Here is a 14,596-nt window from a genome sequence, read left to right on the forward strand (position 1 = left end):
CCGAGGCGTGGGCCTTGCAGGCCCCTCCATGCAAGCGGACCGTGCCCCCGGCGTCCATAGGTGAACGCTCACCAATCGGCCCAAGTGGCGACAGGCTGCGATTGGGGCGACATTGTCATGGTCTGAGGTCCGCGCCCCTTCGAGGTGCCGATCCCGCCCCGGTGAGACACTCGACGTCCGTCTCGGCAGGCGGGCGCCGCGCGCTCGTCCCCGGGGCCCTGACTACCCTTGTCGGTACATCAGTCATACGTACGCGAGCGAGGAGCAGCACTGTGGCGGTACGAGCGGTCCGGGGCGCCGTCCAACTGGAGCGGGACGCGGCCGACCACATGGACGAGCAGGTCAGCGAGCTGCTCACCGCCATCCTTGAGCGGAACGAGCTGACCCAGGAGAACCTGATCAGCATCTGGTTTACCGCGACGCCCGATCTGCACAGCGACTTCCCCGCCGCCGCGGCCCGCAAGCTCGGCATCGTCGACGTCCCGCTGATCTGTGCCCAGGAACTGCAGATCGAGGGCGCCATGCCGCGGGTCGTCCGTGTCCTCGCGCACATAGAGTCCGACCGGCCCCGTAACGAGATCACGCACGTCTACCTCGGCGCCGCGGCCACCCTGCGCAAGGACATCGCCCAGTGAGAACCGCCCTCGTCATCGGCACCGGCCTGATCGGCACCTCCGCCGCCCTGGCCCTGGCATCCCGCGGTGTGACCGTGCACCTCGTCGACCACGACCCCGGCCAGGCCCGCACGGCCGCCGCGCTCGGCGCCGGCACCGACGAGGAGCCCGAGGGCCGCGTCGACCTGTGCGTCGTCGCCGTGCCCCCCGCACACGTCGCCGCGACGCTCGCGGACGTCATGCGGCGCGAGGCGGCCCGCGGCTACCTCGACGTGGCGAGCGTCAAGGGCGGCCCGCGCCGGGAGCTCGAGGCGCTCGGCCTCGACCTGGCCCCGTACATCGGCACGCACCCCATGTCGGGCCGCGAGCGCAGCGGCCCCCTCGCCGCCACCGCCGACCTCTTCGAGGGGCGGCCCTGGGTCCTCACGCCCACCCGCGACACCGACACCGAGGTCCTCAACCTCGCCCTGGAGCTGGTCGCCCTCTGCCGTGCCGTGCCGGTCGTCATGGACGGCGACGCGCACGACCGCGCGGTCGCGCTCGTCTCGCACATGCCGCACCTGGTCTCCAGCATGGTCGCCGCCCGTCTTGAGAACGCCGAGGAGACGGCGGTCCGGCTGTGCGGGCAGGGCATCCGTGACGTCACGCGCATCGCCGCGTCGGACCCGCGGATGTGGATCGACATCCTGTCCGCCAACCCCGGCCCCGTCGCCGATCTGCTGGCCGACGTCGCCACCGACCTCGACGAGACGGTGACGGCGCTGCGGGCGCTTCAGTCGGCCGACGACACCAAGCGGCGCGAGGGCGCCGCGGGCGTCGAGAGCATGCTGCGGCGCGGTAACGCCGGGCAGGTGCGGGTACCCGGCAAACATGGGACCGCGCCCGCGACGTACGACGTCGTCGCGGTGCTCATCGACGACCAGCCGGGACAGCTGGCGCGGATCTTCGCCGACGCGGACCGGGCCGGGGTGAACATCGAGGACGTACGCATCGAGCACGCCACCGGCCAGCAGGCGGGTCTCGTCCAGCTGATGGTGGAGCCGAAGGCCGTGCCGGTGCTCACCGCGGCGCTGCGGGAGCGGGGCTGGGCCATCCGGCAGTAGACGCCGCGAAGCGGGCGGGACAGGGGCGTCCCACCGGGCAGTAAGAGACGTCCGTGGGAGCCAGTAACCTTATCCGGGGCAGGAAGGCCGCCCCTGCTCCAGCCCTGTGCACACAGAAAGGTGTCCGCACCCCGTGGAAACCGTGGAAACCGCCGCCCCGGCAAGCGTGATCGTCGCCATCGACGGACCCTCCGGCACGGGCAAGTCGAGCACCTCGAAGGCCGTCGCCGCCCAGCTCGCCCTCAGCTACCTGGACACGGGCGCCCAGTACCGGGCCATCACCTGGTGGATGGTGAGCAACGGCATAGACCTGACGGACCCGACCGCCATCGCCGCGGTCGCGGGCAAGCCCGAGATCATCTCCGGCACCGACCCGCTCGCCCCGACCATCACGGTCGACGGCACGGACGTCGCGGCGGCGATCCGCACCACCGAGGTCACCTCCAAGGTCAGCGCCGTCAGCGCCGTCCCCGAGGTGCGCGTGCGCATCACCGAGCTGCAGCGCTCCATCGCCGCTTCCGCGGAGAAGGGCATCGTCGTCGAGGGACGCGACATCGGTACGACCGTCCTGCCCGACGCCGACCTGAAGATCTTCCTCACCGCCTCGCCCGAGGCGCGCGCCGCCCGCCGCAGCGGAGAGCTCAAGGGCGCCGACGTCGCCGCCACGCGTGAGGCGCTCATCAAGCGGGACGCGGCCGACTCGAGCCGCAAGACGTCCCCGCTGGCCAAGGCCGACGACGCCGTCGAGGTGGACACCACCGAACTCACGCTGCAGCAGGTCATCGAGTGCGTCGTCACCCTCGTCGAGGAGAAGCGGGCAGCGAAGTGAAAACGGCGCCATCGGAACGGGGAGCGGAGGTCGGCCGCCGCATCGGCGTCGGCCTCATGTACGGGCTGTGGAAGCCCCGCGTCCTTGGCGCCTGGAAGGTTCCCGCGGCCGGCCCGGTGATCCTGGCCGTGAACCACTCGCACAACGTGGACGGGCCGATGGTGATGGGCACGGCGCCCAGGCCGACGCACTTCCTCATCAAGAAGGAAGCGTTCATCGGGCCCCTTGACCGTTTCCTGCACGGCATCGGGCAGGTGAAGGTGGACCGCGAGATCGCCGACCGCACGGCGATCACCCGCGCCCTTGGCGTGCTCGACGACGGCGGCGTCCTCGGGATCTTCCCCGAGGGCACCCGGGGCGAGGGCGACTTCGCCTCGCTGCGGGCGGGCCTCGCCTACTTCGCCGTACGGAGCGGCGCGCCGATCGTCCCGGTCGCCGTGCTGGGAAGCACGGAGAAGCGCGGACGGTTGTTGAAGGGGCTGCCCCCGCTGCGCAGCCGGGTCGACGTCGTCTTCGGTGATCCCTTCGAAGCGGGCGACGACAGCGGACGGCGTACGCGCAAGGCGCTGGACGAGGCGACCGTGCGCATCCAGGAGCGGCTCACCGCCCACCTGGAGAACGCCAGGCGCCTGACCGGGCGCTGAGCGAGACTTTCAGTAGTGGCCCGTCGTGAGGCGGCCCACCGATCACGAACACGACAGAGGTACGGACTTCATGAACGACCAGATCCAGCCCGAAGGCTCGGCTGAACACGAGCACGGGGCGCTTGGCGATGCCGAGTACGCGGAGTTCATGGAGCTCGCCGCGGAGGAGGGCTTCGACCCCGAGGACGTCGAAGGCGCGATCGGGGAGGCGGGCCACGGCCCGCTGCCCGCCCTCGCGGTGGTCGGCCGCCCCAATGTCGGCAAGTCGACTCTCGTCAACCGCATCATCGGCCGCCGCGAGGCCGTCGTGGAGGACCGCCCCGGCGTGACCCGCGACCGCGTGACGTACGAGGCGGAGTGGGCGGGCCGCCGCTTCAAGCTCGTCGACACCGGCGGCTGGGAGCAGGACGTCCTCGGCATCGACGCCTCCGTGGCCGCCCAGGCCGAGTACGCGATCGAGGCGGCCGACGCGGTCGTCTTCGTCGTGGACGCCACGGTCGGCGCCACCGACACGGACGAAGCCGTCGTGCGCCTCCTGCGCAAGTCCGGCAAGCCGGTCGTCCTCTGCGCCAACAAGGTCGACGGCCAGTCCGGCGAGGCCGACGCCACCGCCCTGTGGGCCCTCGGCCTCGGCGAGCCGCACCCCGTATCCGCGCTGCACGGCCGTGGCACCGGCGACATGCTCGACGCCGTCCTTGACGCGCTGCCCGAGGCGCCCGCCCAGACCTTCGGTACCGCGCTCGGCGGTCCGCGCCGCATCGCGCTCATCGGCCGCCCGAACGTCGGCAAGTCGTCGCTGCTCAACAAGGTGGCGAACGAGAACCGCGTGGTCGTCAACGAGGTCGCGGGCACCACCCGCGACCCGGTCGACGAGCTCATCGAGCTGGGCGGCATCGTCTGGAAGTTCGTGGACACCGCGGGCATCCGCAAGCGCGTCCACCTCCAGCAGGGCGCCGACTACTACGCCTCGCTGCGCACGGCCGCCGCCGTCGAGAAGGCGGAGGTCGCGGTCATCCTGATCGACGCCAGCGAGCCGATCAGCGTCCAGGACCAGCGCATCGTCACGATGGCCGTCGAGGCGGGCCGCGCCATCGTCGTCGCGTTCAACAAGTGGGACACCCTCGACGAGGAGCGCCGCTACTACCTGGAGCGGGAGATCGAGACCGAGCTCCTCCAGGTCGCGTGGGCGCCCCGCGTCAACGTCTCCGCCGAGACCGGCCGCCACATGGAGAAGCTCGTCCCGGCGATCGAGACGGCCATCGCGGGCTGGGAGACGCGCGTCCCGACCGGGCGGCTCAACGCCTTCCTCGGCGAGCTCGTGGCATCCCACCCGCACCCGATCCGCGGCGGCAAGCAGCCCCGCATCCTCTTCGGCACGCAGGCGGGCACGAAGCCGCCGCGGTTCGTGCTCTTCTCCTCCGGCTTCATCGAGCACGGCTACCGCCGCTTCGTCGAGCGCAGGCTCCGCGAGGAGTTCGGCTTCGAGGGCACGCCGATCCACATCTCGGTGCGGGTGCGGGAGAAGCGCGGCCGCAAGAAGTAGGCACGGACGCACGCGTCAATGGGCTGGGCCCCGCCTTCATTAAGAAGGCGGGGCCCAGCCCATTGCTGTCGGCGCTTCAGGCGCTTCAGCGCTCCCTGCGCGGCCCCGGCGGCAGCGCCGCGGGGACCTGCTGGTGCCCCGTGCCGTACTGCTCCTGGCCGTACCGCGTGACGTGCAGCTGACCGAAGGTGTTGTACCGCGGGTCGTGCCGGTCGACGCCGCGGCGCGAGCTGTACGCCGATGCGCCGAAGGACCTGAACCCCAGATCCTCCTCGCCGGTCCGGTCTCCCGGGAGGGCCTTGAACGACCTGCGGTACTCCGAGTAGAGCGCGTCGTAGATCGGCGTGGCCGAGTGGTCGCCCCCGGTGTCCTGCGGCGAGCGCATGGACGGGATGGGGGTCTGGTACGCGGGCCGGGGGCGGGAGGGGTCGTATGTGTGCACGTATGTGCCAACGACACCATGCGCGTACGGATGCGGGGGCCGCGTCGCTTTCACGGGGCGCCGGGGTTGTGACCGGCGCGCCCGCTCGGGCTCAGGTGCCGGCCAGCGGCATCGCCGCCGCGACCAGGCGCCCGTGCTCCGCGGCCCTGTCCAGGGCGCCGCGCAGCACGTCCTCGCGGGGCTGGCGGCCGATGGAGCCGACCGGCGCCGCGAACAGGAGCACCGTCTGCAGCTTGTTGGCCGCGGCCCGCCAGGCGTCGGTGACCTGGAGCGGGTGGTGCGCCTGCCACCAGGCGACGGGGGCGCCGCCGCCGGTGCCGGGCTGCAGCACCGCGTGCAGCTGCCCCATGGCGAGCAGCACCGACCAGCCGTGCAGCACGGGCGGTACGCCGTCGAGCGAGGCCACCGGCGTGAAGCCCTGCTCGACCAGGAGCGACAGGAAGTCGTCGCCGCCGCCGGGCGCGGAGCCGGGGCGGGCGATGGCGCCGGTCGGCTCGACCACGAGCGCCGGCCGCAGCTCGCCGTCGATGAGGACGAGTCCGCTGGTCACGCCCAGGACCGCCTGGTCGGGGGTTCCTTCGCCGGGGCCGGGGATCCCTTCGGCGAGGCCGGTGCCGTCCTCGCCGGTGATCGAGCGCACGGCACCCTGCAGCTGCTCCTCGGAGACCTGGACGATCTGGGAGGGCAGGCAGGTGGCGTGGGCGAAGGCCAGCACGGCGGTCTCGTCGCCGATGAACAGGACCGTGCTGGTGCGTTCCTGCTCCGAGTCGCCGGGGGTGCGGCAGGAGGTGCAGTCGTAACTGCCCGGGGCGTTTTCTCCGGCGAGCAGCCGGTCGGCTTCTTCGTCGCCGATCTCGGCGCGTACGTCGTCGCCGACGTCGAGCATGCGCGGCACGGGGGGCTCCTCGGATTCGTTGCGTGGGGACCGGGGGGTGCCCGGCTCATAAAGAAGACAACGGGCGATCAGTGGCGCAAGTCACGCGCGAAGGCGAACGGAATCGAACCATCCGCAGCAGAGGGTGAGTTGCCCGGCGGAATGTGTCACTCCGCGCCAACAGCTGCTGGGGGCAAGGAAGTTGCTCCGGTGACCCGAGTCACAGATCGCTGTGGCGACAGGTCGACAAATATGGAAATCAGCGTATTAAGTGGCTGGCTGAAATTCGCCGATACTCCCGGTAACAGTCAACTGGCCTGGAATGACAAGGAGTTGGTTGATATCGGGCTGAGCGGGCGCCTAGATTCCACCGCTGTGTGCAGCGAGCACCGCTCGGGTACGTCCGCCGGCCGCACCAGCAGCCAGCTCGAGCACCACGGCACGAACGCGTGCCGAACCCCGGCGGACGGGGTGGACGGGCCTTCGGCGTCAGATGCGCCAGGGGCCCGGGACACCTGGGGGAGCCCGGGTCCTTCGAGAGGGATATTCATGTCCGCACGTCCCAAGTACGTTCGCAGGACAGCAGTGATCGGCGGAGCGGCGTTGCTCGCCCCGCTGGGACTGCTCACCGCCACAGGCCAGGCCCAAGCGGCGGACAGCGGAGTATGGGATCGCATCGCCCGGTGCGAGAGCGGCGGAAACTGGCAGATCAACACAGGTAACGGCTACTACGGAGGGCTCCAGTTCTCCGCCGGTACCTGGCGTGCTTACGGCGGAGGCGCCTATGCGGCGACCGCCGACAGGGCGTCCAAGGCGCAGCAGATCGCTGTCGCCACGAAGGTCCAGCGTGCTCAGGGGTGGGGCGCGTGGCCGAGTTGCTCGGCGCGGGCCGGGGCGTCCGGCGGTGCGCCGGGGGCAGCGGCTCCCAAGGCGGCGCCTGCCGCTCCCAAGGCGGCTCAGGCCGCCCCCAAGGCCACGAAGGCGCCCAGGGCGCCCAAGGCCGTGCAGCAGCCCCGCAGCGCGCCGGGTCATGCCGACCGGGGTTCGGGGCGCGGTGACTACACCGTCCGGCAGGGGGACACCCTCAGCCGGATCGCGTCGGCGCACGGCGTCAACTGGCACAAGGTCTACGCCGCCAACAAGGCGGTCGTCGGCGGCGATCCGAACGTGATCGTGCCGGGGCAGCGGCTCGAACTCTGAGTTCCGCTGTGTGCGGCTGACGCCTTGGGGCGCTGTACGGCTCAGGGCCGGCCGCTGTATGGCTCAGGGCTTGGCCCCGCCCGGTCGTCCGACCGGGTGGGGCCGTGTCCGTCGCGGCGCGGCACGGCTAGGCGGCGCGGCGGCGCTGCCTAGCTTTGCCGGATGTATCCGATGCCGATCAAGAGTCCTCGGTCGTTGTGGCCCGCTGGTCTGGTCGTCGCGGCCGTCTCCTCGCTGCTGCTGCCGTTCTCCGCTTCCGCTTCCGCTTCCGCGTCTACGTCTGCGTCCGCGGCCGCGGTGCCGCCGCTGCCCTCGCCGGGGCCCGGCAAGGCCTCCGCCGCGTACGACTGCTCCCGGACGGAGGGGCCGTGGAGCTGCCTCGCGCAGTGCGAGAGCAACGGGCGGTGGCATGTGAACACCGGGAACGGCTTCTACGGAGGGCTGCAGTTCCGGCAGTCCACCTGGGAGGAGTACGGCGGCCTCAAGTACGCGCCGCGTGCCGATCTCGCCACGCGCAAGGAACAGGTCAAGGTCGCCGAGAAGGTGCTGCGTGTGCAGGGCTGGAAGGCTTGGCCCACGTGTTCGAAGAAGATCCCCAAGGACATCCGTGAGGGCTGGGGCGTGGTGCACGTGGTGAAGGCCGGGGAGACGCTGAGTTCCATCGCTCGCGAGTACGAGCTGAAGGGCGGGTGGAAGGGCCTGTACGAGGTCAACCGCGAAACTGTCGGAAGCCGTCCCGGCGAGCTGGGTGTCGGCACCCGGCTGGTCATCCCGAAGAAGGCGGCGCGGACCGAGGCCGATTCTGTCAGCTGAGTTCACTCGCCTCGCCGCTGAATGCCACTGCGCCGCGGCGCAGTTCGTGCACCACCACTGCCGTCCGGCTCGCGTGTTCACGCAGGCCGGGCGGCAAGCGTTGTTCTGCGGTGACGACGCAGGTGTGGGCACTGAGGGAGGTGAGGAGTTCGTAGGTGCGGGCCGCGGTGGTGGGGGACATGGCCTGGACGGGTTCGTCTATGAGGGTCACCCGGGCGTGGGCCGCCAGGAGGGTGCGGGTCAGGGCCAGCATGCGTTGTTCTCCGCCGGAGAGGGTGCCTGCTCGGCGGGGGAGGAGGGGGCGTAGCTCGGGGTACGCCTTCAGGGCTGGGGTGATGTCGGCCTTGGGACCACCACCGCCGTACAGATGGAGGTTCTCGTCGACCGTGAGGTGGCCGAACACCGCTTGCCCCTCCGGTACGAAGGCCAGGCCCCGCCGCGCGCGTTCATGCGCGGAGAGGTGGGTGACGTCGGTTCCGTCCCAGGTGACGGTGCCGGTGGTGAGGGGGGCCGTGCCGGCCAGGGCGCGCAGGGCTGTGGTGCGGCCCGAGCCGTTGCGGCCCAGGAGGATCGTGAGGCCGGGGGAAGGGGCGGCGAGGGTCACTCCGTGCAGGGCTTCCAAGGGGCCGTAGTGGACGCGGGCCTGGTGGAGTTCGATGCCGGTTCTCATGGATGCGTTGTCGTCATGGGTGCCGTGTCCTCGTGGGTCTCTTGTCCTCATGGGGTCGCCCTGTGGAGAACCTCGTCCGCCGGGCCCGACGCGATGATGCGGCCCGCCGTCATGACGTGGACCGTGTCGGCAAGGTCCGCCACCAGGTCCAGGTCGTGCTCGACCACCAGGAGGGCCATGCCGTCGGCTGCGAGGGCCTTCAGGATGCGGGCCAGGGCGGATACTTCGGCGGTGTCCAGGCCTGCGGTGGGCTCGTCCAGGAGGAGGGTGTGGGGGTGGCCTGCCAGGGCTCGGGCCAGTTCTACGCGTCTGAGGGTGCCGGTGGGGAGGTTGGCTGCGGGGTGGTGGCGGGTGTCGTCGTGGAGGGAGAGGAGGCGGAGGGCCTGGGTGGTGGCTTGGGGGTGTTGGCATCTGCCCTGTTCCGCGCCTACTTGGACGTTCTCCGTGATCGTCAGGGACGGGAAGACGGCCAGTTGCTGGAACGTGCGGGCTATGCCGAGCCGGGTTCGGGTGTGGGCGGGGGCGTGGGTGAGGTCGCGGCAGCCGAGGGTGATGCGGCCGGAGTCGGGGCGGAGGGTGCCGGCGAGGCAGTGGAAGAGGGTGCTCTTGCCTGCGCCGTTGGGGCCTACTACCGCGGTGATGTGGCCAGGGGGTACGTCGAGGTCTATGCGGTCCAGGGCTGTGAAGCCGTCGTAGGTGGCGGTGAGGTGGTGGGCGGTGAGGGTGGCGGGCTCGTGAGGGTCGTGAGGGTGCGGGTCTTCGCCTCGGGTCCGTCTTGGGGGCGGGGCCGCGCCGGTATGTCCGTCCTCGCCATCGTCCGGTGGCCGCGTTGCCACTTCGCTCCCGGAGTGCCACGAACCGTGCTCCGGGCGGAAATACCGCCACGTCCCCTCGGGCCGCGTCGGCGACTGCGGGCTGTCGTGGGTGGCTCCGCTACCGGCCCCGTCGCGTCGCGTGGGCGCCTGCGGGCCGTCGTGGGACGCCCCGTCGCGTCGCGCTGGCGTCTGCGGGTCGCCATGGGGGGTGCCGCTACCGGTCTCCTCGCGTCGCACGGGCGTCTGCGGGCCGTTGTCGGTGGTGGCGGTGCCGGGCATTGGGCCGGGTGGGCGGGATGGCTCGTTCGGCCGCTCGCGTCGCGTCGGTGACTGCGGGCTGTCGTCGGTGGTGGCGGTGTTGGGCATTCGGTCGGGTGGGTGGGGCGGGTTGTTCGTCCGCTGCCGGTGCGTCGGTGTCTGCGGGGCGCTGTCGGAAAGCTCGTTCGTTGAGGTGGTGCTGTGGGGCAATCGGGTGGGTGGGTGGGAAAGCTTGTTCGTTGAGGGGGTGCCGCGGGGTGAACGGGCGGGTGGGTGGGGGAGCTTGTTCGGCCACGGTGTGATGCGGGCGCGGCGGGGGAGTCCGTTCGGCCGTGGCGAGGGACGGCGGGACCCCGGCCCAGGCTGGGGCAGAGCGCCGCGGACCCCCCTGCCCAGGGGGGTGAGCGAGGGGCGGCGGGCCAGGCCGGCCGCGGCCAGCCGCAGCGCCTCGTACAAGCCCCCGGGAAAGCGGCCCAGCAGCACCGCAAGGACCCCGATCAACGCCGCGGCCACCCCGCCCCGCGCCCCCGCATCAAGCCCCACAAGCAGCGCCGCCGCCACCAACGCCCCCAGGAGACTGTCCGCGCCAAGGACCACTACCGCCGCGAACCACAGGAGCCCGCGCACGGGGTCGTACGCGGTGGGGTCGAAGGCCCGCAGGCCCATCGCCAGCATCCCGCCGCCGAGCGCGGCAAGCGCGGCCCCGGCCACGAAGGCCGTGAGCTTCAGGGTGCGTACCGGAACGCCGGCCGCCGCCGCCCCCGCCTCGTGATCCCGCATCGCGGCCAGCGCGCGCCCCATGCGGCCCCTGCGCATGCCGGCGGCGAACAGCAACGCCGCGGCGAGCAGGACCAGTTCCAGTACGTAGTACGCGCGGTCGCCGCCGAAGCCGGCGGGCCGCTCCAGGGCCAGGCCCGACGTCGCGTACGGCTGGGCGAAGACGAAGCGGCTGACGCCGACGCCGACCGCGAACGTCGCCAGGGCGAGCGCGAGGCCGCGGCGGCTGATCGCGGGCCAGCCGGTGAGGAGGCCGAGGGGCGCCACCAGGAGTACGGCAACGGCCAGGGCGGGGAGGTGGGGGAGCGGCGGCAGGCCGGGGAAGCGGCCCGCCGCCAGGAGCGCCGTGAACAGGGCGCCGAGACCCGCGTACGCCGCCTGGCCGAGGGAGATCTGGCCGCCCCTGCCGGTGACGATCACCAGCGAGAGGAGGATCACCGCAAGGGCCGGGACCTGCACGGACGTAGTGAGGTCCGAGCCCGCGAAGCCCAGCGGGATGAGGAAGAGGACCCCCGCCACGATCCACGCCCCCGGCGGCACGGACACCCGCGCAGTCGCCGTGCGGGGCAGCATGTTCCGCGAGCCGATGCCCGGGAGCGCGAGCGCGGTGACGAGCAGGGCCACCACGAAGAGGTTGGCGCCCAGCGCCTGGAGGAGGGGTTCTGCCCGGCCGCCCGGGTGAAAGCGTGTCAGCTGGCTCTGGGCCACCCCCAGGCCGAGTGCCGCCACCACCGCCACGAGCAGGCTCCGCATGCGGGCCGCCACGGCGACGGCCACCACCTCCATGACAAGGAGCGGCATGCCGTAGGGGTCGAGTCGTACGAAGGGGGCGAGCAGCGCGCCGGTGAGGCCCGCCGTGAACGCGCCGAACGCCCAGCCCGCCGACGCCACCCGGTCCGCGTCGATTCCGCTGAGGACCGCGAGGGGCCGGTTGTCGACCACGGCCCGCAGCTCGCTGCCGAAGCGGGTCCAGCGCGTGACCGCCCAGACCGTCGCGGCGAGGACGATCGTCACTGCCAACGGCGTCCAGGGGTCCGCCGATACGAGGGTGGGGGCGTCGGCCCGCGCTCCTTGGCCCCAGATCAGGGCGGCGCCCCCGACCAGGAGGATGAAGACGCCGATGGACGCCACCAGGGTCTGGGCCGGGTCGCTGCCCAGGACCGACAGGGGGCGGAAGACCGCCTTCTCCAGGAGGAGGCCGATGGCCGGGGCCACCAGGAGGAGCGTGACCGCTGTGGCGAGTGGAAGCGGCCAGTTCCAGTCCACCGTCAGCTGGCGCAGGACGTACGCGCAGACCATCGCGATCGCGCCGTGCGCGAAGTTGAGCACACCGGTGGCGCGGTACGTGACGATCAGGCCGATGCCGGTGAGGGCCGCCGCGCTGCCGATCGCGAGCCCGGCCAGTGTCAGGTCGTAGCTCAGGGAGGCCACCGGGTCATCGCTCCGGCGACGGGTCGGCGGGGGCCTGCCGGGGTTCGCAGATGGGGCAGGGGCTCAGGTCGCCCGTCGCGAGGATGCGGGCGTCCGCAGGGACCGCTTCCGGTTTTCCCGCCACCAGGGGGCAGTCCGCCCGGTGCCAGAGGGTGCCGCCGGGGACCATCAGGAGGTCGCCGCTGGTCGCCATGGGGGGCGGTTGGTGCGGGGTGGCGGTGGGTGTGCCCGCCGTCACCAGGAGCTCGTACAACTCCTCCACGCGGGAGGCGGCCAGCGTGCTCCGGCCGTGAGTGAGGAGCACGGCCCCGGCGATGATGAGCGCCGCGCCCGGCACCGTGCACGAGGCCAGATACGGGAGTTGGCGCTCGGCGAAGCGTTCGCCCGACATGCCGTACCAGCCGATGACGCAGAGCACCGCCCCGGTGGCGAGAGCGGCGAAGGCCGCCCACAACAGGGGTCGCACGGCGCGCAGTTGAGACGTGTGAGTTGTCTGAGCCGATTGAGCCGTCCGCATCTGGGCCCCCTGGGACGTCCGTAGCGTCGGTGGGCTGTCCATGTCAGCCGATGGCTTGCACTATGCCTTCTGCAAGCTGACCCTGAAAGCTCCGGGCCCTGATGGTCCGGACCGAGACCCGGTGGTGAGCCAGATGGTTCTCTGGACCAACCCCAAGCGGGGGAGCGATCTCAGGCGGGGAAGGGTGCGGAGCGCGGCGATGGCGGCTGCCGCGGTCCTGCTCGTCGCCCCGGCCGCCGTGGCATGCGGTGACGACAGCGGCGGGGGCGGGGACAGCGATCCGCCCAAGCCGTCCGCGGAGAAGTCGACGCAGGAAGCCCCTTCGGACTCGGAGGCGCCCTCGGACGATGCGACCGCGCCCGCGGACCCCGCCGCCGCCGAGAAGCAGGTCAAGGAGAACTGGGAGAAGTTCTTCGACCCCGCCGTCTCCTTGAAGGAGAAGGAGACGGTGCTGGAGAACGGGGCGAAGATGCGTGGCGTCCTGAAGAGCTTCAGCGGCGACGAGCGCGGCAAGCAGGTCAGCGCCGACGTCGGCAAGGTCGAGTTCACCTCCGCGACCGAGGCGGACGTGACGTACGCACTCATGCTGAAGGGAGCCACCGCGCTGCCCACCGCATCGGGGACCGCCGTCAACGAGGACGACACCTGGAAGGTGTCCGTCAAGACCCTCTGTGCGCTGGTGAAGCTGAGCGGCAATGAGTCGCCAGGTCCTGGCTGCTGAGGCCCTCGCCGCGGCCGCGCTGCTCGTGGCGGTGGCGGGATGCGGCAGCCGGCTCCCCGAGAGCGACTTCGGGGGCCGGAGCACGGCGCCCGCCTCGCCGGGGGCGCCGGTCCGGGTCGGCGTCATCACCAGTGCGACAAGCCCGGTCGGCGGCTCCGCGTTCACGGGGCCGCGGGACGGAGCCAAGGCGTACTTCACGCGCCTGAACGCGCGGGGCGGGATCGACGGCCGCAAGGTCGAGGTGCGCACGTGCGACGACGGCGGCAGCGGCGTCGGCAACAACGAGTGCGTGCACAAGCTGGTCGACGAACAGCGCGTGGTCGCACTCGTCGCGACCTCCTCCCTCGACTACGCCGGCGCCTCCCGCGTCTCCGGCGCGGGCGTGCCCGACATCGGCGGGCAGCCCATCGGCGCCGCCTACGACACGTATCCGCATCTGTACGGGATCTACGGCAGCCTCGCCCCGCGGAACGGGAAGCCGGGCTGGGGCGGCACGCTGTCCGGCGGTACCGAGATCTACCGCTACTTCAAGCGGGAGCAGGGGGCACGCACCGCCGCCGTCGTCTCCTACAACCAGGCCGCCTCCGCCGCGTACGCCCGTCTCGTCACCCGGGGCCTGAAGGCAGAGGGCTACAAGGTGGTCACCGAGCAGGTCGACTTCGCGCTGCCCAACTTCCGCGCCGCGGCGGCCGACCTGAAGGAACAGGGCGCCGACCTCGTGTTCGACGCGATGGACACCCACGGCAACGCCCAGCTGTGCGAGGCGATGGACGACGTGGGGGCCGAGGTCACCGCCAAGGTCACCAACGTGCAGAACTGGACCTCCTCCGTGGCCGACGACTACAAGGACGCGCCGCACTGCCGCAACGCCCTGTGGGCCACCGGCGCGAGCCGCAACTACGAGGACACGGGCCACCCGGCCGTACGCGAGTTCCGTGCCGCCATGAAGGGGTACAAGGCGCTCTCCCAGTGGCAGCTGGAGGGCTGGGCCGCCGCCATGTGGTTCACGGACGCGGCGAAGTCCTGCCGGGGCGACGTCACGCGCGCGTGCGTCGACCGCTTCATGAACCGCGGCCGGCCGTATGGCGCGCGCGGGCTGCTGCTCCCGGTGACGTTCGAGAAGCGGGCCGAACCGCCCGGGTCGCGCAGGACCTGTGTGTCGGTGGCACGCTGGAAGGACGGTGAGGGCTGGGTCACACAAGGAGACATGAACCGCAACTGCTTCGAGGTGCCCCAGCTCTCCTACCAGCCATGATGGGTGTAGCCAGCAAGAAAGTTCCCGAAACCGTCTTTCAATGGCACAACTGTTCAGAAACAAGATGATGATGAAACCCAACCCTCTGGC

14 protein-coding genes are annotated in these 14,596 nt (G+C 71.7%); 9 read left to right on the top strand and 5 right to left on the bottom strand.

Annotation, left to right across the window (positions count from 1 at the left end):
- Window positions 1–272: 272 nt before the first annotated feature.
- From aroH to der, 5 genes are all read left to right on the top strand, one after another.
- Window positions 273–635 carry a chorismate mutase gene (aroH, locus tag ACGFX9_RS35600; protein WP_393483046.1) on the top strand — a complete coding sequence of 121 codons (363 nt, stop codon included), beginning with the start codon at window positions 273–275 and terminating at the stop codon, window positions 633–635.
- A complete protein-coding gene (locus tag ACGFX9_RS35605) occupies window positions 632–1,717 on the top strand; it encodes a prephenate dehydrogenase (protein WP_393483049.1) in 1,086 nt (361 codons plus the stop codon). Before aroH ends, ACGFX9_RS35605 begins: the two co-directional genes overlap by 4 nt.
- Window positions 1,718–1,850: 133 nt before the next feature.
- Window positions 1,851–2,546, top strand: coding sequence for a (d)CMP kinase (cmk, locus tag ACGFX9_RS35610; protein WP_393483052.1), 696 nt, complete (start codon window positions 1,851–1,853; stop codon window positions 2,544–2,546).
- Window positions 2,504–3,190 (top strand): lysophospholipid acyltransferase family protein, encoded by a 687-nt coding sequence (locus ACGFX9_RS35615; protein ID WP_393483055.1) that lies wholly within the window; start codon window positions 2,504–2,506, stop codon window positions 3,188–3,190. Before cmk ends, ACGFX9_RS35615 begins: the two co-directional genes overlap by 43 nt.
- Window positions 3,191–3,260: 70 nt before the next feature.
- A complete protein-coding gene (gene der, locus ACGFX9_RS35620) occupies window positions 3,261–4,733 on the top strand; it encodes a ribosome biogenesis GTPase Der (protein ID WP_393483058.1) in 1,473 nt (490 codons plus the stop codon).
- 85 nt (window positions 4,734–4,818) lie between these two features.
- Here der and ACGFX9_RS35625 read toward each other — a convergent pair whose 3' ends face one another.
- Window positions 4,819–5,118 carry a hypothetical protein gene (locus ACGFX9_RS35625; protein ID WP_393483061.1) on the bottom strand — a complete coding sequence of 100 codons (300 nt, stop codon included), beginning with the start codon at window positions 5,116–5,118 and terminating at the stop codon, window positions 4,819–4,821.
- A gap of 148 nt (window positions 5,119–5,266) precedes the next feature.
- Window positions 5,267–6,070 carry a hypothetical protein gene (locus ACGFX9_RS35630; RefSeq protein WP_393483064.1) on the bottom strand — a complete coding sequence of 268 codons (804 nt, stop codon included), beginning with the start codon at window positions 6,068–6,070 and terminating at the stop codon, window positions 5,267–5,269.
- Window positions 6,071–6,598: 528 nt separating this feature from the next.
- On the opposite strand from ACGFX9_RS35630, the gene ACGFX9_RS35635 reads away from it, so the two are divergent.
- Complete coding sequence (locus ACGFX9_RS35635; protein ID WP_393483067.1) at window positions 6,599–7,249, top strand: transglycosylase family protein; 651 nt, start codon at window positions 6,599–6,601, stop codon at window positions 7,247–7,249.
- Between the two features lie 162 nt (window positions 7,250–7,411).
- Window positions 7,412–8,062 (top strand): transglycosylase family protein, encoded by a 651-nt coding sequence (locus ACGFX9_RS35640; protein WP_393483070.1) that lies wholly within the window; start codon window positions 7,412–7,414, stop codon window positions 8,060–8,062.
- On the opposite strand, the gene ACGFX9_RS35645 is transcribed toward ACGFX9_RS35640, so the two are convergent.
- Genes ACGFX9_RS35645 through ACGFX9_RS35655 form a run of 3 tightly spaced genes read right to left on the bottom strand, consistent with a single transcriptional unit; the run spans window position 8,055 to window position 12,530 of the window.
- Window positions 8,055–8,732 (bottom strand): ATP-binding cassette domain-containing protein, encoded by a 678-nt coding sequence (locus tag ACGFX9_RS35645; protein ID WP_393483073.1) that lies wholly within the window; start codon window positions 8,730–8,732, stop codon window positions 8,055–8,057. The genes ACGFX9_RS35640 and ACGFX9_RS35645 overlap by 8 nt on opposite strands.
- 47 nt (window positions 8,733–8,779) lie before the next feature.
- Window positions 8,780–12,013, bottom strand: coding sequence for an ATP-binding cassette domain-containing protein (locus tag ACGFX9_RS35650; protein ID WP_393483076.1), 3,234 nt, complete (start codon window positions 12,011–12,013; stop codon window positions 8,780–8,782).
- 4 nt (window positions 12,014–12,017) lie between these two features.
- Entirely contained in the window at window positions 12,018–12,530 is a 513-nt protein-coding gene (locus ACGFX9_RS35655; protein WP_393483079.1) for a hypothetical protein, read from the bottom strand.
- Between the two features lie 199 nt (window positions 12,531–12,729).
- Between ACGFX9_RS35655 and ACGFX9_RS35660 the strand changes: the two genes are divergently transcribed.
- Window positions 12,730–13,251: a hypothetical protein gene (locus ACGFX9_RS35660; protein WP_393483082.1), complete on the top strand. Its 522-nt coding sequence runs from the start codon at window positions 12,730–12,732 to the stop codon at window positions 13,249–13,251.
- Window positions 13,226–14,506 carry an ABC transporter substrate-binding protein gene (locus tag ACGFX9_RS35665; RefSeq protein ID WP_393483084.1) on the top strand — a complete coding sequence of 427 codons (1,281 nt, stop codon included), beginning with the start codon at window positions 13,226–13,228 and terminating at the stop codon, window positions 14,504–14,506. The genes ACGFX9_RS35660 and ACGFX9_RS35665 overlap by 26 nt, the downstream gene beginning before the upstream one ends.
- Window positions 14,507–14,596: the final 90 nt, after the last annotated feature.

Source organism: Streptomyces sp. NPDC048436, from assembly GCF_043200355.1.
GTDB lineage: Bacteria > Actinomycetota > Actinomycetes > Streptomycetales > Streptomycetaceae > Streptomyces.

Excerpts from the sequence above, each read along its gene's own strand:
- ACGFX9_RS35640 (WP_393483070.1), top strand. The coding sequence starts at position 7,412 with ATGTATCCGATGCCGATCAAGAGTCCTCGGTCGTTGTGGCCCGCTGGT.
- ACGFX9_RS35660 (WP_393483082.1), top strand. The coding sequence starts at position 12,730 with ATGGCGGCTGCCGCGGTCCTGCTCGTCGCCCCGGCCGCCGTGGCATGC.
- der (WP_393483058.1), top strand. The coding sequence starts at position 3,261 with ATGAACGACCAGATCCAGCCCGAAGGCTCGGCTGAACACGAGCACGGG.
- ACGFX9_RS35665 (WP_393483084.1), top strand. The coding sequence starts at position 13,226 with ATGAGTCGCCAGGTCCTGGCTGCTGAGGCCCTCGCCGCGGCCGCGCTG.
- ACGFX9_RS35655 (WP_393483079.1), bottom strand. The coding sequence starts at position 12,530 with ATGCGGACGGCTCAATCGGCTCAGACAACTCACACGTCTCAACTGCGC.
- ACGFX9_RS35645 (WP_393483073.1), bottom strand. The coding sequence starts at position 8,732 with ATGAGAACCGGCATCGAACTCCACCAGGCCCGCGTCCACTACGGCCCC.
- ACGFX9_RS35625 (WP_393483061.1), bottom strand. The coding sequence starts at position 5,118 with ATGCGCTCGCCGCAGGACACCGGGGGCGACCACTCGGCCACGCCGATC.
- ACGFX9_RS35635 (WP_393483067.1), top strand. The coding sequence starts at position 6,599 with ATGTCCGCACGTCCCAAGTACGTTCGCAGGACAGCAGTGATCGGCGGA.